The following is a 19,035-nucleotide window of genomic DNA, read 5'->3' as shown; positions in this document are numbered from 1 at the left end:
ATTATAAATTGTTTGCAACTATTGCGTATTCAAATTTATATCTGAAATCATATAAACTTTCTATGTAAGTATTATCTCCATCATCTGGAATTTCGCCGCCAAGTCGGGTGTTGAAGACTTTACAGAAATAATAACCATTTCTTGTACCGTTCCAGCCCCAATTACAATGAACCATATTTAAGGTGTTGTTATCTTTTGTTGCATTAAGATAGCCATCATAAATCCAAACGTGACCTTTCGTGTATTTGTACGTGATGCCTGCAATTTTCTTTCTTTCTCCGTAGCCAGAACCAAACATAATGTAATTTTGGGATAAAGTATTGATAATCCTACTTTCCTTAAAGTCTGCCCATTTGCTTACATTAAGTCCTTTAACTTTAAGGAAATTTGTAGCATCTTCTTTTTGAGCACCGCTTGTAACTCCGTAATCAACCGTAATACATGTACCAAGATATCTCATTAAACATGCAACTTCATTTGTCGATTGAGATGTTGTATTATTTAGGTGTCCATTATTATTTTGAGAATCTTGAATAATCTGACTCCAATGTAAGGTAGTTTGTATCTGAGGAATAGAAGCCACATACGGCACTTCTGTAACTACCTGATAATACGAAAGCATCTGTGCCAACGCTGTAATAACACAACCTGTTGCTGCATGATTTCCAATATTGATATAATAATCCGGAAGTTCAGGGCAATAAGTATTATAAGGTATACCCTGTCCCCAATTAGTTTGAAGTAAAGGAGTCTTTATGGTATTGATAGTCCAGCCTTTGGTGTCCAGGTCTTTGAGCTTAGGTTGATAATGGTTTGTCTGCGTAACAGAATCCTCGTTGTATGCCTCTATATCAGCCAATTCATTATCTATTGCAGACTCAAGAGCCAAGAGGAAACCTTCATTTTCTTCCGTGGCAAGGTCTTCTGCACTGAAATTGCCTTCATCAATGAAAGCAATAAGCGGGTCGGTGCGCTTGTCGGCTGCAACTATGGCAAAACCACTGTCGTCAGTGAAGTTAACCATGTACAACAATGTGTCTATTCCGGAGACCGGCTCAATATCTTTCAGTTTCCCTCTTTTCATAGACGAAGACTTGCTGAGGGCTTCCACGTTTGCTATTTTGGGAGTTGCCTGTTTCAGCAGTCGCTTCTTGGAAGACATAACTTGCTGTGCCGAGACTTCGCTTAAGAAATCCAGCACGAGGTCCTCTGCTTCTTCCGGCGTCCTCTTGTACTTCAGGTAATCAGTATCTGAAGAGTTTTCTGTCTGCACAACGTCATTCATTGAATTAAAATCAGTCAATTCGTCTTCATTGGAACAACTTGCCAATGAAATGCCGCCTAAAATCAGCGACAAAAGTAATAGATGTTTTTTTACCATAAAATTTGTTTTATAAGATTTGGTGTTTGAATATAAAATTTTTATAAATTTGTTTACTCTGTTATTTCAGTTTTCCTGCCTGATATATGACTATATATCCCAGAGAGGGACAGCCTATGCCATATTTAGCATCGTCCAAGGTCAAAACGGTTTTCCTTTGCGCGACGCTTGCGTTCTCTGGAACAAAGATGGTCAATGTGCCGTCCTTCAAATCTGCTTTTATCGTAGGTCTTGATATATGCTGTTCGTGCGTTTCAATAATGTAATCAGCCGATTTTCGCTGCGCTTTGTGAACGGTTTTCTTACATGGCGTGTATTCAAAAGAACCGTCTTGCTCCTCTAAGCGCTTGATAAAGGGACACAGATGATAACATTCATCCACATAGTTGAACTGCAAGGTATCTGCGGCTGCATCTATATACACTTCATGAGTATATTTGTTCTTCATGATGAGATGATGACTGCCGGAAGTCCATGTCAGCGGCACGACATCTTCACTCTGTCCATTCTTGCAATATGTTAACAGCATTGCAGAAGCAAGGAAGAGAACCGGATATGTTATAAAGTGCTTTGCGTTCAAATCTAAAGTCTTTATTTGTTATCTTAACCAATTTAACAGGTTTTTTATATCAAGAATTTGAGAGTTTCAGAATTATCATGACCTACTCTTCGATATACAAACCTCCTTCAAACCGGGCACGCCCTATCTGTATTGTTATAGTATAATCTCCCTGCGGAAGAGTTGATACTGAAACAAAGAACGGATTATCTTGCTGCACATTGGCAACGCCTTCGAGACATTCCTGGTTGTCTTGGTCAAAGACAGAATAAACAATGCTCACAGCTACATCGGAATCAAACGAAAGTTTGGCTTCATCAGAATAATAACAGACAGTTGGCAGTACATAATGAGCCGGTGCTTTTTTTGGTTTGTGAGGTCTATAACCTATAGGATTTGTAATACTAAATGAAATAGTATCCACATTAACTTGGCTATAAGCATCCAATGACATAAAGCCCAACGATAAAGCTATGACCGCTTTAGATAAAATAATTTTTTTGAAATACATAATTTAAGTTTGTTTAATTCGTTGTAAAGTTTCAATTTTAGAAGATAAATCTCCAAGAAAAAGTCGTTCCACCTTGTTCCACTTTTTAAAATTATTTTGTATTAAACTGAAATTCAGATGGTTACAAAATACCCCTGATTCCACACATTAAACATATATAACCTACCGGATGAAAAATATTTAAAAATATTTATAAAAAGTGAAACAACTTGAAACGAAAATTGCTTTGTAGAAAGAAATAAAATATTTATTTTTGTAGCTTTTTCAAAGCAAAGAAAGATTACAGATGAAACTATACAGACTATTCATATACCTGATTATATCATTTAGCGCATCATTGTTTTTATTGTCGTGCGGAAACCGAAACGATGCATTGCTGAGTGATATGGAGACCATCAAGCGTGAGGGAGACAGTGTTCCGGAAACAGCACTCAAGAAGTTAGAACACCTTTCAGACCGCATGAAAGGTGAGTCTGAATATGTGCAGATGAAATACGACTTGCTAAAGATACGTTTGCAGGACAAATCAGATATTATTCCTGAGAACGACAAGGCGGCAAAGCGCGTTTATGACTACTTTCAGGAGAACGGGAATGGTAATGAAAAGGCTGAAGCCGCTTATTATCTTGCCAGTGTGTATCGCGACCTGCACGACAGTCCCAGTGCCGTGAGTTTCTTTCTTCAGTCTGAAGACTTGTCCTTGCAATGCGATACGCCAGATTCTACTCTATTAGCAAATACTTATTCACAGTTAAGAGGTTTGTATGAGGCTCAATATAACTATAATGCGGCATTAGAGGTGGCAAAAAAAGAATTTGAAATTGCAAGAAATAACTCCAGGCTTCTTTGTCCTACGAGAATAATGGATGTTGCTACTTGCTATATATTATTGAATGATACAGCTAATGCTATTAAATATCAAGACTTTGCATTAAATGAAATAATTAAAAGTCATTCTGAAGAAGAACATTCTGATATTTTATCAGAATTGACTTTGGCATATTTCAGACAAAACATAAAGGAAAAAGCTGTTTTCTGCAAGAATAAATTACTCAACATTTCAAAAGAGAGATTACCTGAGATTTTTCATCATAATTTGGGAGTATTCTATTTAGAATCAGGTAAACTCGATTCGGCATACATAAATTTGTCTTATATATTCGAAAATCCAATAGATCCTTCTTATAAAGAAGATGCAAGCATAGGACTTCTAATGATTTCATTAGAAAAAGATAATAATGATAGTATAAAAAAATATGCCAGAGCCTATATAGAATCAGCAGAAGAATCAAAGCGATTCATGAAACGTGAAATCTCATTAAATGCCCGAAACGAATACATCTATCACAGGGACAAGGAACAGGAGACCAAGGCATATCAAGCCGCAGAGAACGCGAAGCGCAACTTGATCATAGCCATTTTAGGCTTTATTTCCATAGTTGCCATTTTTATTATCATTTTCCAGTGGTACAGGTTGAATTCTTTAAAGAAAATCAACAGGCAGAAAGAAATCATAAAGAACAAGAATACTGAAATAAGGGACAAAGCCGACCTGATAGAAGAACAGAGCCAACAACTTCAGGAAAAGGATGAGATGCTGAAGGAGAAAGCCATTCAGAACGAGACACTGTATCAGGTGGCTTATACAAAAAAACTGAAAGAGAACGGCGGAGAAATCATAGAGAAATTCCTGCTTGCATCAGAGGGAAAAGACAAAGTAAACGATGAAGATTGGCAATCGCTCTTTTCCGCCATTGACGGTCTCCATCCTGACTTCAGGCATGCAGTGCTGGAAAGGATCAAGAAACCTACAGAAGACAAAATCCGTATAGCATATTTGCTCAAGGCAGGTATGACAAATCCACAGATAATGGCTGTTACAGATTATAGCAAATCAAGTGTCTATAGAAAGTCCGACTCCATACGCAAAGCATTACCCGACTTTCTCAGAGAAGAAGAAGAAGAAGAAGAAGAAACTTGATGTTATTTCAGATTGATATTTTTTCAAGAATTCAAGAATTATTCAAGACGCGAGCACATATCTATATTCTCAAATTTTCGCATACGCTCAACAACACGTCTCAAATTCTCAAATTCTTGATAACTTGAAAAACAATCACTCGCGAAAGCCGAGTAACTTCATGAATTCTTACACACCCCACTAAAGGACTGTTGTACCTTGAACTACTCTTCCTCGTGCATCTTCTTTCTGATATATGCCCTCATGATGTTGATAGCCTTGATATTGTTTCCGCCTTGCGGAATGATGAGGTCGGCATATTCCTTCGTGGGTTCTATGAACTGGCGGTGCATGGGTTTGAGGACACGTCTGTACTTTGACATCACTTCGCGTGCAGTCTTGCCACGCTCTATGACATCACGCTCTATGACGCGTATCAGTCGCTCATCGGGGTCTGCATCTACGAAGATTTTCAGATCCATTAAATCACGAAGTTCTTTGCGATAGAGCGCCATGATTCCTTCGACGATTATAACGTTCGTAGGCTCCACGCGTATCGTTTCAGGAAGTCTGTCGCACTTTAGGAAAGAATAAGTGGGTTGTTCTATCGACTTTCCATTTCTCAGATCATTCACTTGCTGAAAGAGTAAGTCCCAGTCGAAGGCATCAGGATGGTCGAAGTTTTTCTGTTGCAGCACTTCGAGCGGCACTCCCGGTTCTGCGGCTTTGTAGTAGGAATCTTGTGGGATGACAGAAACCTTTGCACCAGGAATTTCTTCTACTATTTTTTTTACTACAGTGGTCTTACCCGACCCTGTACCACCTGCAATTCCGATAATAAACATAACTATGATCTATTATTTACGATGACAAAAATAGTGGAAATTTTCAAAATTGCAAAAGATTTTTGTATATAGAAATTAAGGGTGTTCCATAAAAAATCACAGAACACCCCTTAACTGTATTAATTCTCTTCGGGAACTATCTTATTTAATACCTTTCTCCGCGAGGTATCTCTCAGCTTCGAGAGCAGCTTTGCAACCGCTTGCTGCAGCTGTGATGGCCTGACGGTAGTGCGGGTCTGCAACGTCCCCAGCAGCGAACACTCCCGGGACGTCAGTGTTGGGCCGACCGTCTTGAGTAATGATATACCCTTGCTCGTCAGTTTTTATCCAAGGCTTGAAGAGGTCGCTGTTGGGTTTGTGGCCTATTGCGAGGAAGAAGCCGTCGATGGCTATATCCAATTCTTTTTCTTCAGGGCTTCCTTTCTTGTAAATAAGATGTGCGCCTTCAACTCCGTTCTCTCCAAAGAGTCCTTTTGTATTAGTTTCGAAGAGCACTTCTATTTTAGGATTGTTGAACACCTTTTCCTGCATGGCTTTTGAAGCACGAAGGAACGGTTTGCGGACAATCATATAAACTTTTGATGCCAGTCCGGCAAGGTATGATGCTTCTTCACATGCAGTATCGCCACCACCTACAACAGCGACCTGCTTATTTCGATAGAAGAAGCCGTCGCATGTGGCACAGGCACTGACACCTTCACCACGATATTTTTCTTCGTCAGCAAGTCCGAGATATTTTGCTACTGCTCCGGTAGCAATGATAAGTGTATGGCATTCTTCGGACGTTCCGTCATCGAATTCCACTTTGTAGGGTGCCTTATCGAGATTAACTTTCACAGCGATACCCGATCGCACTTCCGCTCCATACCTTTCGGCTTGTTTCCGAAGGTCTGCCATCATGACATTGGCATCCACACCTTCGGGATATCCCGGAAAATTTTCTATTTCGGTGGTAGTTGTGAGTTGTCCGCCGGGTTGCAACCCTTCGTAAACAACAGGGGTCAGCCCTGCCCTACCTGCATAAATTGCAGCAGTATAACCTGCAGGACCAGAACCGAGTATGAGGCATTTTATCATATTTGTAATTCTATTATTTAGGTATGAATTCTCTGAAGAAGAGAAAAGTATTTGAAATTCAGAGTTTCGCGATTAAGAACTAATAGGTTTGGAGAATGAGGCTAATATCGTGTAACTATGTCTCCTTTATTCTTTCCTTCAATCTCATCATAGTGGAAGACCTTATCGGGAATAGAAGTACCTGCTTTAAAATTGCTGACACGAATTCTTATCCAATTATATTTACCTTGACGCAAGCGTATGGACACGGGATTTAAGTTAGCATCGAATGCCGCGTACATTTCCTGTATTTCTGCAGCAGATTGTTTCGATACGAAGTGTACTTCCTTACATGTCATTCCTTGATAGGACACATTCTCATCGATTGACAATTTATAGCCTTTCTTATACATCGTCAAAAAAGCGTATGGATTTTTTTTATCCAACTCACTTTTCTTTGGGCTTGGGTCTATAGTAACCTGTGCTGGTTGATTGTTGCTTACGGTACGTTGTACAAAAACTTTCCCATCATACCATATCATCAGTGCGCATAAATTGATAAAAAACTTTTTGTTTTTGATTTTAATGGTTCCTTTATAAGTTCCAGCCGGTTGCCGGTTTTGGAAATAACTGCTCTCGTAGGTAAATTCAATGCCTTTATCTGCGCTTAAATCATTCTGGTACTTCTGTGCCACTTTATCAAGGAAGGCTCTTGCTTTCTTCTCATCATCTGCCTGTTGTTGTGATTGTTGCGCACAAACATTTGTGGCTGTTACAAGACAGATAGCCGTCAATGCGATAATAATTTTCTTCATATCAGTAATGTTTATATATTTCAAAAGTTAAATAATTCAAATAATCTTTATTTTCCGTGCACTTCGGCAAGTTTTGCTTCGAGTTGTGCCAAGTCGGAAATTAGCACGTCTCTGGGTTTGCTTCCACGCGCTTCGCTTACTATACCTGCTTTTTCCATCTGGTCCATCAACCTTCCGGCCCTGTTATATCCTATGCTGAAATGACGTTGTATTTTAGAAGTTGAGCCTTGTTGTGTTGCAACAATCATTCTTGCCACTTCATCGAACATGCTGTCGAGTTGATCTAACATTTGGACGCCTTCACCGCCTTTGTCTCCTTCAACGATTGGCTCTGGGAGAAGATATGGCGGGATGTATCCACTCTGGTTCTCAATAAATTCGCACACGCGCTCCACTTCGGGTGTGTCGATGAAAGCGCATTGCACACGCAGGGGTTCTGCACCAGTTGAACTGCTCAATATAAGCATATCACCTTTACCAATTAGTTGATTGGCACCTGTGGTCTCAATAATAGTCCTACTGTCGATTTGCGACACCACCCTGAATGCCATGCGTGCAGGGAAGTTGGCCTTTATTGTACCTGTAATGATATTTGTAGTCGGTCGCTGTGTGGCAATGACCATGTGCATGCCTACGGCACGTGCTTTCTGTGCTATACGCGCAATGGGCAACTCCACTTGCTTGCCTGCAGTCATTATGAGGTCGCCGAACTCGTCGATAATAATCACGATGTAAGGCATAAACTCATGCCCTTCCTTTGGACTGAGCAGTCTTTTTTTGAATTTCTCGTTATATTCCTGTATGGTTCTCAACTTTGCCTTTTTAAGCAAATCGTAACGTGCGTCCATGAGTTGACAAAGGCTCTGCAATGTGTTCACCACCTTGTTTCCGTCATCGTATATGATAGGGTCGTCTTGGTCAGGCAGCATCGCCATGAAATACTTTTCGAGCGAGGCGTACATGCTAAACTCCACCTTCTTAGGATCTATCATGACGAATTTGAGTTCCGCTGGGTGCTTCTTATAAAGCAGAGATGAAATCAACGCGTTGAGCCCTACAGATTTACCTTGTCCTGTGGCACCGGCTACGAGCAAGTGTGGCATCTTAGCAAGGTCGAATATACAGACTTCATTGGTAATCGTCTTTCCTATCGCAACAGGCAGTTCATATTTTGTTTCCTCGAATTTGCGCGAATTGAGCACACTCTCCATCGAAACAACTTTGCGGTTCTTGTTTGGCACTTCAATACCTATTGTTCCTTTTCCAGGTATGGGTGCTATGATACGTATGCCGAGCGCACTGAGACTTAGTGCAATGTCGTTTTCGAGGTTACGGATTTTGCTGATTCTCACTCCAGGTGCCGGTGTTATTTCATAGAGAGTTACTGTCGGACCAACTGTTGCGGTAATCTTTGTAATTCTTACATCAAAGTTTCCAAGAACCTCTATGATTCTGTCGGCATTTGCTTTCTGTTCGGCTTCGTCAATTTCAGTATTGTCATTTCCATACTTCTTCAGCAAGTCGAGTGTCGGAAACTTATAGTTTTCGAGCGACTTGCGCGGGTCGTACGGTCCCTGCTCTGCAAGTATCTGTTCAACAGTCTTACCCGATGCTTCTTCATCATCACCACCAGAAGAGATCTCCATTGACTCTGGTGTTGTACCATTATTTTGCGGTTTTGAAGGTTCTATTGTTTCAATAGGAATGTTTATTACTGTAGCGTTTTCGTTTTCTTTATTATCGATATTGATAACAACCTCTGTGTCGGGCTCATTGCCTTCTTCGTCTTTTTCTTCAAATAAAGTTCTGGAAGTAGCTTGATCCATTGGAGGTACAACACTCACAGTTCGTTTACCATTACTTTGTCCGTTTGCTTCTTCTGAGTTATTATCTTTTTTTGCAGAAGTGCTTGAAATCATTGAAGAAATTTTTTCTGTGGCAGTAGCAGTTTTCTCAAATCCTTTCTGTATGTATTCGATGGTTTTTTTCGAAACAAAAATGAGGTAGCAGATTGCTATAAGCAGCAACAGGGCTATCGCTCCGAAATTTCCGAGACTCTTTATGAGCCACTGGCTTACAAAATCGCCATGTCCCCCGCCCCACCTGAAACTGCCATTGCTCAGGATTGTAGCGAAGAACACACTACCCCAAATCATTATCATCATTTCGTGTATAAACTGCGGAAAGATTCTTCGTTTCGTAACCCCCATAAGTTTGAGTCCGAGTTGTATCATGAAGATGGGAATGATAAAAGAAAAAATACCAAAACAGTGGTTTATCAAGTAGTTAGCGGTAGAAGCACCTATCATTCCACCGAGATTATGCACATTTTCTGCGGATTGCTGTTCAAGAGCGGTTTGATCAAGATTTCCTGTAGCAAAGAACGACAACAGCGACAGCAAGATAAAGAGAGCAGCCACAGAAAGGAAGAGGCCTAAAATGAATCCGGCTGTTTCAAGAGTTTTAACCGAAAAGAAAGACTTCTCAACGCTTTTATTCTTTACCTGTTTCCGTTTTGTAGATTTTTTTTCAGCCATATCAGACTTGTTGTTGATTGTAATTGTCTCTTTGGGCTGTTGGTAATATAAACCATTAAGAGCAGACACGATTAGCATCAGCCATCGTTTCTACATCTTTTGAAACAATCACTATTTTTCTTAATTCCTTTTTCTGAAAGCAAAAATAGAAAAAAAATGACAAAAACACCTATTTTTATATGCAAAAAGTTGTTAATTCACAGACAATCTTCCTTAATTCATTTAGGCGGAAATCCTTTCGATATCAAGATTTCCGCCTAAACTACTTATTTATAGCGCCTACTATTCGTTTTCAATAGCAGCTTGTGCTGCTGCAAGACGTGCGATGGGCACGCGGAAAGGTGAGCAACTTACGTAGTTGAGTCCAATCTTATCGCAGAATCTAACGCTACTCGGTTCACCTCCGTGTTCACCGCAGATGCCGCACTTGAGGTCGGAACGTACTCCACGGCCTTTTTCTACCGCCATCTGTATGAGTTGTCCAACGCCACGCTGATCAAGCACTTGGAACGGATCTACGTTTAGAATCTTCTTTTCGAGATAAACAGGCAGGAAACTTGCGATGTCGTCGCGGCTATAGCCGAATGTCATCTGTGTGAGGTCGTTAGTACCGAAACTGAAGTATTCAGCACTTCTTGCGATGCAGTCAGCAGTGAGCGCTGCACGTGGTATTTCTATCATCGTACCTACCTTGAATGGTATTTCAACTCCTTCTTCTTCGAAAACTTTTGCAGCTTCTTCACGGATTACCTTTTCTTGTGCCTCAAACTCAAACACACTACCAGTTAGTGGCACCATGATTTCAGGCTTAGGATCAAGACCTTGCTTCTTCAGGTCGCATGCAGCACTGATAATGGCTCGTGTCTGTGTCTGCGTGATTTCTGGATATGTATTCCCGAGACGACAACCACGATGTCCGAGCATTGGGTTGTGCTCACTCAGGCTTTCTACACGCTGTTTGATGTATTCTACAGTAACGCCCATGTCTTCTGCCATTTCCTGCTGTCCCTTGGCATCTTGTGGTACAAACTCATGGAGTGGTGGGTCGAGCAGACGAATATTTACCGGGCATCCATCCATTGCCTTGAAAATGCCGATGAAGTCGGCTTTCTGGAATGGCAGGAGTTTTTGGAGAGCCTTTTTGCGTCCTTCGAGTGTTTCGGAGAGAATCATTTCGCGCATTGCAACGATTTTCTCTGCATCGAAGAACATGTGCTCTGTTCTGCAGAGTCCGATACCTACGGCACCAAAGTTGCGTGCTACTTGAGCATCGTGCGGTGTGTCTGCATTAGTTCTTACAACGAGACGTGTATATTTTGCGCAGAGTTCCATCAGTTCTGCGAAATCTCCACTAAGGTCGGCTGCTTGTGTGCTTACTTTTCCATCGTAAACATCACCCGTACTTCCGTTCAGAGAAATATAGTCGCCTTCGTGAAGTACTTTACCATCTATTTCTACAGTTTTCTGTTTATAGTTCACGTTGATGGCTCCTGCTCCACTTACGCAGCATTTACCCATACCACGCGCAACAACGGCTGCATGGCTTGTCATACCTCCTCTTGCGGTGAGGATACCCTCTGCCACAGCCATACCGGCGAGGTCTTCGGGGCTTGTTTCAATCCTGACGAGCACCACTTTGTGTCCATCACCAGCCCACTTTGCAGCATCTTCAGCAAAGAAAACAATTTGTCCGCATGCTGCTCCCGGACTTGCAGGAAGACCACGGGTGAGACTCTTGGCTTTCTTTACTTCCTCTTTGTTAAATACCGGGTGGAGAAGTTCATCGAGTTTCTGAGGTTCGCAACGTTGGATGGCAGTTTTTTCATCAATCATTCCTTCGTGAAGCAAATCGATAGCGATTTTCACCATTGCCGCACCCGTACGTTTTCCATTACGTGTCTGCAAGAACCAGAGTTTGCCTTCCTGTACGGTGAATTCCATGTCCTGCATGTCGCGATAGTGGTCTTCGAGTCTTGTCTGAATGGCATCAAGTTCCTTATAGATTTCAGGCATAGCCTCCTCCATGGAAGGATATTTTGCTGCGCGATCCTCTTCGGAAATGCCTTGTAACTCTGCCCAACGTTGTGAACCCACTTTCGTGATTTGCTGAGGCGTACGGATACCAGCCACCACGTCTTCTCCTTGTGCGTTAACAAGCCATTCACCGTTGAACAGGTTTTCACCGGTTGCAGCATTACGACTGAAACATACACCTGTTGCACTCGTTTCGCCCATATTTCCGAACACCATTGCCATAACAGTAACGGCTGTACCCCATTCTGCGGGAATACCTTCCATTTTTCTGTAAAGTATGGCACGGTCATTCATCCAACTATCGAATACAGCGCAAATGGCTCCCCAAAGTTGTTCTACAGGATTTGTGGGGAACGCTTGACCAGTACGTGTCAGAATGGCTTCTTTGAAGAGTTTTACGAGTTTCTTGAGATCGTCAACGGTGAGTTCGTTGTCAAGTTTGACACCCTTCTCTTCCTTTACCTTTTCTATGATTTCTTCGAAGGGGTCTATATCTGTTTTGTTCACAGGTTTGAGACCAAGTACCACATCTCCGTACATTTGCACGAAACGACGATATGCATCGTATGCAAAGCGCGGGTTACCCGTTTTCTTTGCAAGACCTTCTACAACTTCGTCATTAAGACCAAGATTGAGAATAGTATCCATCATACCTGGCATGGATGCGCGCGCACCTGAACGCACGCTGACGAGAAGTGGATTTTCAGGATCTCCGAACTTAAGGTTCATGAGATTCTCGATGTGCTTCATGCTTGCTTCAACTTCACTCTTTAGAAGTTCTACGACCTTTTCCTTACCTATTTCGTAATATTCGTTACAAACATCTGTTGTGATTGTGAAACCGGGAGGAACAGGTATTCCTATGAGATTCATCTCTGCAAGGTTTGCGCCCTTTCCACCAAGTTGGTTGCGCATGTCGGCACGACCTTCTGCTTTTCCATTGCCGAATGTGTAAACTCTTTTTTCGTTTTTCATTTTTAATTATATTATTTTTATTGAATTTTCAGTTGCGCAAAGTTAATGAATGCTTTTTATCCGTCAAAGAAAATAGTTCAAATCTTGAACTTTTTTTTTATTAAAGATACAAAACCACTCAAAATGAAGACACCATTTTACAAAATCAAGTTTTAATTGCACAAAAGAAACCCAAATAGGCAAACAAAAAAAATATCTCAGATCACTTTAACCTATTCATGAAATTTGGCATGTATTTTATGAAAATTATGTGTTTTTTGTTCTGTCGCGCTTATTTTTTTGAAAATAATTTTGCCAAAACAAAATTTGTTTTTATTTTTGCAGCCGCAAACGGGTAAGTGCTGCACGGCTTGCTCCCTCAAATCCTCCAGGGCTTGACCGCAGCAAAGGTAGTAAGGTTGACGCGGCGCGATACAGTTAGCTTGCCCACCCGCCTCTTTAGCTCAGTTGGCCAGAGCACGTGATTTGTAATCTCGGGGTCGTTGGTTCGAATCCGACAAGAGGCTCAAAAATAAAGTTACTCTATCGTCAGTTGAGTAACTTTATTTTTTTATTTCTAATTTTGCGTGTTAAAACTAAGATAATCAGAGAAAATGTCTGAGATTTTACATAAGTCTTCACTCGATAAGGATTCTGCGATGAATGCCTTTGTCAGACTTCTTGACGTAATGTATGAACTGCGGGAGAAATGCCCATGGGATCATAAGCAGACGTTAGAAAGCCTTCGCCCGAACACCATCGAAGAAACATACGAACTATGCGATGCGCTTACAAAGAAGGATTACAGCAACATTAAAAAAGAACTTGGCGACGTACTGATGCACATTATTTTTTATAGTATAATATCAGAAGAACACGGCAAGTTCAACATAACAGACGTTTGCAACAGCCTATGCGATAAACTTATATATCGCCATCCTCACATTTACCCTCCTTCGGAAACTACGCCTGAAGAGGGCAAGATTGAGACTGACGCACAAGTACAGGAACAATGGGAAATGCTAAAACGAAAAGAAAAGGGTGGCAATAAAAGCGTGTTGAGCGGTGTGCCAGTTGCCCTACCCTCTCTGATAAAAGCCTACCGCATTCAGGACAAGGCAAGAAATGTTGGATTCGATTGGGAAGAACGTGGCCAGGTGTGGGAAAAGGTAAAGGAAGAGATTTCTGAATTTGAGAAAGAGGTGGACGAAATGCACCATGAAAAGGCTGAACAGGAATTTGGTGACGTATTGTTCAGCATTATCAATGCAGCACGTCTTTACGACATAAATCCTGACAACGCCCTTGAGCATACAAACAGAAAATTCATCCGTCGTTTTGAATATCTGGAGAATAAGACGCTGAAACAAGGTCGCAGTTTGAAAGACATGACACTCGCAGAGATGGATGCCATTTGGGAAGAAGCCAAGCAGTTTGACAAATAAAATAAGTGGATAAAGAAAGATATGGCAGCATTGTTCGACCTTGATGGTGTACTTATAGACACAGAAAGCCAATATTCTGTATTCTGGACAGAGATTGGCAATCATTATGTGCCCAAGGAACCTACTTTTGCCAACGACATCAAGGGACATTCACTTGTCAGCATTTTTGACAAATACTTTCCCACGACAGAACTTCAAGAAGAAATAAAAAAGCACCTTCTTGCTTTCGAAAAGAAAATGCATTTTCCCTTCATGAAAGGTGCTGAAGAAGTTGTGCGTATGATGAAGGGGAAAGGCACGAAAACCGCTGTTGTTACAAGTTCAGATAAGGACAAAATGTCTTGCGTCTATCACGAGCATCCCAACATGCCATTACTTTTCGACAGGATTTTTACAACCGAAGATTCTGGTCGTTCGAAGCCTGCGCCCGATTGCTACCTAAATGCTGCAAACTTCTTTGAAACAGACATCAAGAAATGCGTCATATTTGAGGATTCTCTTAATGGTCTGATATCGGCTAAAAATTCTGGAGGAATGGTTGTAGGACTAACCACCACACTTCCGAAAAATATTGTTTCTCAATACAGCGACATTGTCATCAACAACCTGTCTGAAGTTGTCAACAATGTTGGTTTTTGGGACAAGATTAACAAACTTGCAGAAAAATACTTATAAATACATTATACAAAATGGAAGCATATATAACTGAAGATAACAAGAAAATTACCGCCACATGCATCACTTCAATGAAAAGTGAAGGCAAAAAAATTGCCATGCTTACAGCATACGACTATAGTACTGCCAGAATACTCGATGCTTCTGGAGTTGACAGCATACTCATTGGGGACAGTGCCTCAAACGTTATTGCAGGCAACAGCACAACTCTTCCCATTACGTTGGAAGAGATGATCTTTCTTACTCGTTCTGTAGTAAAAGGCGTGAAACGTGCGTTTGTTGTCTGCGACATGCCATTTGGTTCATACCAAGCCTGTCCGGAAGACGGAGTTCGAAGTGCTGTACGCATTTTAAAAGAAACGGGGTGTGATGCTGTAAAAATAGAAGGAGGCGCTCCTTATAAAGCAACAATCAAGCGTATAATAGAAACCGGTATTCCCGTCGTCGGACATTTGGGACTAACTCCCCAAAGTGTGAATGCGTTCGGCGGTTACGGCGTTCGCGCCAAAGACGAAAAAGAAGAGAACCAACTGATAGAAGATGCTAAAATGCTGGAAGAAATTGGCTGTTGTGCGATTGTGGTAGAAAAAGTGCCTGCATCTGTTGGTAAACATGCAGCAGAAGCAGTTAAAATACCTATTATTGGTATTGGCGCCGGACCATACGTTGATGGTCAGGTTTTGGTTGTGAACGATATGCTCGGCATGAGTAAAGACTTTCATCCCAAATTTCTACGTCAATATGCAGATTTACAATCAATTATAACCGATGCAGTTGGCAATTATGTTAGTGATGTGAAAGATAATACATTCCCCACATTAGAAGAATCTTATTAACGCTAAAGTGAGATAACTTAAATTCTCTGCGAATTGACTATTAAATTTGCTTCTCTTGTTAATTCTGATTGCTCGTGTTCTGCTCGCTTGCTATAGTAAAAATTCATGATAATTCATAATAAAAACCCGTTGGCGGAATTAAATAGTTCGCAAAATGTATAATAAAAAGTTGCATATATCGCAGATATTTAGTAACTTAGAGCATCAAACCTTTAAGTTATATAATCTCGTTATGTGCAACTTGTACACAAAGTTCGTCAAATTTCTGGAGATATGCCAAGCAGACCTGCGGTCTTTTTGCTCGAATAGTGAGCAAAATCAGTGCGATGACCGCATTACAGTACATCAACTTCATCAACAACAAACCCATAGGAAGAATTAAATAAGCACTGATTTAATTCCGCCAACGGGTTGTATCATATTAAAGTGTTTGAAAATCGTTTTCGTTAAAGGGAGTCGTCTTTCCTTAGAAAAGCCTATTCTTTCTTTGAAGAAAAGCGGTATCTTAGCGTGAGCATCGCATAGCGACCAAGCGTCCGTTCGTAGCTCTGAGTTAAAGCTGTTGCGCTATATGTCTGAGAGAAACCATCATTATTATTAAACAAGTCGTGTACAGATAAGGCTACAAAAAGATTTTTCTTTTTGAGGAAACTACGTTCCATCTCTAAATCCAGCATCGTCCAATGCTCACGCTTGCCGGTAAGATAGCTACCATAATTGTGGTATCGGCAACTCGCCTCTAAATTGATGTCAAAAGGAAGTTGCCAATTCAACTTACCTGAGATAAGGTGTTGCCATTGCTTTTTGTTGTTTGCTGAAAGATAGGTTGCATGATTCTCCTCAAATATGAGTTCATAGCCAAGTGCAAAATCAACGGTCTTTAATCTTAAACGTGGCTTGATTGAAGCCTTATAAGCGTAAAGGCGATTGTCATTGACATTCATAGTCGCATTTTCAAAAGATTCCGTGCTTGAAAAGGTTCGCGTCTTAGTAATTAAGGCTTCGGCAGAAGTTTCCAGCCAAAAACGCTGAGCGATGTCGAATGGAGTTGTAAAGCTTATGTATGCTTTGGCATTCCAATTACCAGACACATTAACAGGTTGCACCGTCGCAACTCCCGTTTTACGATCGTAGGTTGTGAATCTAGCTACATCATTGCTTAGTCGAGAATAAACGGTATGAACAAGTAGCGTACGAGTAAGCTTACCCTTCTCGCGTTCTTGAACAAAGTTTCGATTATAAAGGCCTACCAAGGTATGTCGGTATCCCATTGCAAGATTTTCATTACCTACTAAGATATATTGTGGGTCTGATTTGTCGGGATAACGGACAAGATCATGAATACTCGGTATATTAGGGTCAATATGGTATCTTACATAAGCAGTACCCAATTTTGCTGAGCGTGCAATCAAGAGTGTCATGAGATTCCAATATATGTAATCTCGTTGAAGAGAAAGCTCTGGAAGGTTTTGTTTACGAAAGTTCAATTGTGAATGCTTGATATGTAGTTCAGGTTTAAATTCAAATCCAAAAATCCCCTTACTCATACTAAGTCCGGCATCAATTTTGTGCTGATGTCCCTTTTCATTCCAAAATCGAGTGGTTTCATCGTCAACGCTTTGTGTTTGAGACATAAAACTGTTGCTATGAGTTAGATAGCCGGCACCATCATACGTCGTGTGGTCCTGAGTGTAGCTATATCCTGAGCTTAGACAAAAAAAACTAAATCCCTTGATTGTGAAGTACTGCTTGACACTGAAAATCACTCCTTGAGAGTTCTTGTGAGTTTTCGCATCAAGGGTGCGAGAAAGCCCATAGGAACGATATGCTTCTTGATTGAAGTATTTATAGTAAATATCTTGAATATCTTCCTGAGTATCAGAACCTAAATTGAGCTTATGCCCAAAATTCAGATAAGTGCGAGACTCAGGATTTGCATAGCTGAACCCAAGTCTATGCTGATAGTCAGAGCCACATCGGAGGAAGCTCTTTTCATTTTGTTGTAAATCAATAGCTTCTGAATCTTTCCCATCTGAATAAAGTAGGTCATTGAGTGCACTAGGGATACTTTCGTCCAAAATAATTGGCACTCCATTCCAATCTGCCTTGAGCATATTGCTGTTTCCTTTACTGCGACTTAAATCAAATGAAGACTTATAACTTGCCGAGAGCACTTTGGAAATATTCCAATCCATACTAAGATTTCCAGCAAAGCGACTCTTATTTGTAGATCCTATCGTTCTACTTGCGGAAAAGAGGCTGCCGTCAGAGAGGTATGACTCTGAGCGCTCTAATGCCTCCCTGTCGTACAGTTCCTTGTTATAGTCCAGACCGCCAGAGATTTTGAAATAACCTTTCTCTTTGAGGCTCTTTTTATTCTTCCATAAGAATGTCATTCCAGGCGTGTAGAACTCATTGTCTCCTGGTTGTTCTGTCCCTGCCCGCTCTTGTCCATCACCGTTATACCACATTTGTCTGTTGATATTGTTCGCATTGCCGAAGAGTGAAATGCGGAAGTCGTCGGTAAAGGTGTTACCAAATCCCTTACCCAAGAAGCGTTCGTCTGTACCCATTCCAAGTGCCAGTTCACCCGTCCAAACTCCCATATATTTACGTCGTACACTTACATCTGCGACGAGTTCCAACTGTCCATCGTCAATACCTGTCCGTTCAGTAAATTCACTCTGGCGCTCGTACACCTTTACATTTTTCATGATATAGGCAGGAAGTGCATGGAGAGCCAGTAAGGGGTCTTTCGTAGAGAAGTCTAATCCATTAATCAGCACACGCTTAACTTCCTGTCCATTATGATAGAGTATACCATCCCGAAAACTCATTCCAGGCAACTTCATGAAAGCCTCCCGAAGCAAGGCACTTTCCTTGATATTCAAAGCATCAAGGTCATAAATGGTAGTATCACCCCTTGTAACAAGCAGCAAACGTGTTGCGGTTACCGTTGCGGTCCCTAGTTCTTGCGGTTTGATAGTATCTACTTTCTGAAAGAAAGCGTCTCTTTCAGATAAGTTAGAAACGTTTGTTCTTGATAATCCAGAGAGAGGAAAAAGGATTAAAGAAGTTATCCAAATGAGACTGATTGTTTTATTCTTTATTTTCATGATACTAATAAAAATCGTTGTTACAACTGTTTCTTTTCCGCTAACCTCTGAAATACGTTGGCAAAGATAGCATAAAATTCATGTGGAGAAATTAATCCCCCTGAATTATTTTGCCATTGCTTCGCTCGGCGATTGCACGAATTGCGGTTGTTTTTCTCTGTCGCCCCGACGGGGTTCGCGTGTAGGTGTACACAACATAACAGGGGTGCACCCCTGCCTATGTTCTATCACCCCTAAGAGGGTTTTCCTCTTTGACGCGCGAGGATTTTATAAGTTACTATGTTTGCAGACGCTAACGATAAATTAAGAAA

Annotated in this window: 13 protein-coding genes, 1 tRNA gene and 1 pseudogene; 6 read left to right on the top strand and 9 right to left on the bottom strand. The window is 41.0% G+C overall.

Going from position 1 to position 19,035, the window contains the following annotated elements:
• Position 1 precedes the first annotated feature (1 nt).
• The 3 genes from C7Y71_RS00780 to C7Y71_RS00770 form a co-directional block, all read right to left on the bottom strand.
• Positions 2-1,381 (bottom strand): C10 family peptidase, encoded by a 1,380-nt coding sequence (locus tag C7Y71_RS00780; RefSeq protein ID WP_111898739.1) that lies wholly within the window; start codon positions 1,379-1,381, stop codon positions 2-4.
• Positions 1,382-1,442: 61 nt separating this feature from the next.
• The gene (locus tag C7Y71_RS00775) at positions 1,443-1,961 is read right to left on the bottom strand and encodes a hypothetical protein (RefSeq protein ID WP_146739450.1); all 519 of its coding nucleotides are present in this window, start codon (positions 1,959-1,961) and stop codon (positions 1,443-1,445) included.
• A gap of 82 nt (positions 1,962-2,043) precedes the next feature.
• Complete coding sequence (locus C7Y71_RS00770) at positions 2,044-2,451, bottom strand: hypothetical protein (RefSeq protein ID WP_111898737.1); 408 nt, start codon at positions 2,449-2,451, stop codon at positions 2,044-2,046.
• A gap of 286 nt (positions 2,452-2,737) precedes the next feature.
• On the opposite strand from C7Y71_RS00770, the gene C7Y71_RS00765 reads away from it, so the two are divergent.
• On the top strand, positions 2,738-4,432 hold the full coding sequence (locus C7Y71_RS00765; protein WP_146739449.1) for a tetratricopeptide repeat protein: 1,695 nt from the start codon (positions 2,738-2,740) through the stop codon (positions 4,430-4,432).
• Between the two features lie 203 nt (positions 4,433-4,635).
• Here the strand turns inward: C7Y71_RS00765 and udk are convergent, their stop codons facing one another.
• The 5 genes from udk to ppdK all read right to left on the bottom strand — a co-directional run bounded on the left by udk (position 4,636) and on the right by ppdK (position 12,673).
• Positions 4,636-5,256: a uridine kinase gene (gene udk / locus C7Y71_RS00760; RefSeq protein ID WP_111898735.1), complete on the bottom strand. Its 621-nt coding sequence runs from the start codon at positions 5,254-5,256 to the stop codon at positions 4,636-4,638.
• A gap of 141 nt (positions 5,257-5,397) precedes the next feature.
• Entirely contained in the window at positions 5,398-6,333 is a 936-nt protein-coding gene (gene trxB, locus C7Y71_RS00755; RefSeq protein ID WP_111898734.1) for a thioredoxin-disulfide reductase, read from the bottom strand.
• Between the two features lie 101 nt (positions 6,334-6,434).
• A complete protein-coding gene (locus C7Y71_RS00750; protein WP_111898733.1) occupies positions 6,435-7,127 on the bottom strand; it encodes a LolA family protein in 693 nt (230 codons plus the stop codon).
• Between the two features lie 47 nt (positions 7,128-7,174).
• Positions 7,175-9,664 carry an FtsK/SpoIIIE family DNA translocase gene (locus tag C7Y71_RS00745; RefSeq protein WP_111898773.1) on the bottom strand — a complete coding sequence of 830 codons (2,490 nt, stop codon included), beginning with the start codon at positions 9,662-9,664 and terminating at the stop codon, positions 7,175-7,177.
• Between the two features lie 282 nt (positions 9,665-9,946).
• Entirely contained in the window at positions 9,947-12,673 is a 2,727-nt protein-coding gene (ppdK, locus tag C7Y71_RS00740) for a pyruvate, phosphate dikinase (RefSeq protein ID WP_111898732.1), read from the bottom strand.
• Between the two features lie 432 nt (positions 12,674-13,105).
• Between ppdK and C7Y71_RS00735 the strand changes: the two genes are divergently transcribed.
• From C7Y71_RS00735 to C7Y71_RS00715, 5 genes and pseudogenes are all read left to right on the top strand, one after another.
• Positions 13,106-13,179 (top strand) — tRNA-Thr (locus C7Y71_RS00735).
• An 87-nt stretch (positions 13,180-13,266) separates the two neighbouring features.
• On the top strand, positions 13,267-14,097 hold the full coding sequence (gene mazG, locus C7Y71_RS00730) for a nucleoside triphosphate pyrophosphohydrolase (protein WP_226943501.1): 831 nt from the start codon (positions 13,267-13,269) through the stop codon (positions 14,095-14,097).
• Between the two features lie 21 nt (positions 14,098-14,118).
• The gene (locus C7Y71_RS00725; RefSeq protein WP_111898731.1) at positions 14,119-14,772 is read left to right on the top strand and encodes an HAD family hydrolase; all 654 of its coding nucleotides are present in this window, start codon (positions 14,119-14,121) and stop codon (positions 14,770-14,772) included.
• Positions 14,773-14,786: 14 nt separating this feature from the next.
• Entirely contained in the window at positions 14,787-15,608 is an 822-nt protein-coding gene (gene panB, locus C7Y71_RS00720; RefSeq protein ID WP_111898730.1) for a 3-methyl-2-oxobutanoate hydroxymethyltransferase, read from the top strand.
• A 272-nt stretch (positions 15,609-15,880) separates the two neighbouring features.
• A pseudogene (locus tag C7Y71_RS00715) lies at positions 15,881-15,994 on the top strand (IS982 family transposase); the annotation flags it as partial.
• Between the two features lie 90 nt (positions 15,995-16,084).
• On the opposite strand, the gene C7Y71_RS00710 reads toward C7Y71_RS00715, so the two are convergent.
• A complete protein-coding gene (locus C7Y71_RS00710; RefSeq protein ID WP_111898729.1) occupies positions 16,085-18,724 on the bottom strand; it encodes an outer membrane beta-barrel protein in 2,640 nt (879 codons plus the stop codon).
• Between the last annotated feature and the right edge of the window lie 311 nt (positions 18,725-19,035).

This window comes from Pseudoprevotella muciniphila (assembly GCF_003265305.2).
GTDB classification, from domain to species: domain Bacteria; phylum Bacteroidota; class Bacteroidia; order Bacteroidales; family Bacteroidaceae; genus Alloprevotella; species Alloprevotella muciniphila.
This window is presented reverse-complemented; position numbering and strand designations above follow the sequence as displayed.

What these genes read in the sequence shown, in the direction of transcription:
- C7Y71_RS00750 (WP_111898733.1), bottom strand. Translation starts at nt 7,127, where the DNA reads ATGAAGAAAATTATTATCGCATTGACGGCTATCTGTCTTGTAACAGCC.
- C7Y71_RS00725 (WP_111898731.1), top strand. Translation starts at nt 14,119, where the DNA reads ATGGCAGCATTGTTCGACCTTGATGGTGTACTTATAGACACAGAAAGC.
- trxB (WP_111898734.1), bottom strand. Translation starts at nt 6,333, where the DNA reads ATGATAAAATGCCTCATACTCGGTTCTGGTCCTGCAGGTTATACTGCT.
- ppdK (WP_111898732.1), bottom strand. Translation starts at nt 12,673, where the DNA reads ATGAAAAACGAAAAAAGAGTTTACACATTCGGCAATGGAAAAGCAGAA.
- C7Y71_RS00745 (WP_111898773.1), bottom strand. Translation starts at nt 9,664, where the DNA reads ATGGCTGAAAAAAAATCTACAAAACGGAAACAGGTAAAGAATAAAAGC.
- mazG (WP_226943501.1), top strand. Translation starts at nt 13,267, where the DNA reads ATGTCTGAGATTTTACATAAGTCTTCACTCGATAAGGATTCTGCGATG.
- C7Y71_RS00765 (WP_146739449.1), top strand. Translation starts at nt 2,738, where the DNA reads ATGAAACTATACAGACTATTCATATACCTGATTATATCATTTAGCGCA.
- C7Y71_RS00770 (WP_111898737.1), bottom strand. Translation starts at nt 2,451, where the DNA reads ATGTATTTCAAAAAAATTATTTTATCTAAAGCGGTCATAGCTTTATCG.
- C7Y71_RS00710 (WP_111898729.1), bottom strand. Translation starts at nt 18,724, where the DNA reads ATGAAAATAAAGAATAAAACAATCAGTCTCATTTGGATAACTTCTTTA.
- C7Y71_RS00780 (WP_111898739.1), bottom strand. Translation starts at nt 1,381, where the DNA reads ATGGTAAAAAAACATCTATTACTTTTGTCGCTGATTTTAGGCGGCATT.
- panB (WP_111898730.1), top strand. Translation starts at nt 14,787, where the DNA reads ATGGAAGCATATATAACTGAAGATAACAAGAAAATTACCGCCACATGC.
- udk (WP_111898735.1), bottom strand. Translation starts at nt 5,256, where the DNA reads ATGTTTATTATCGGAATTGCAGGTGGTACAGGGTCGGGTAAGACCACT.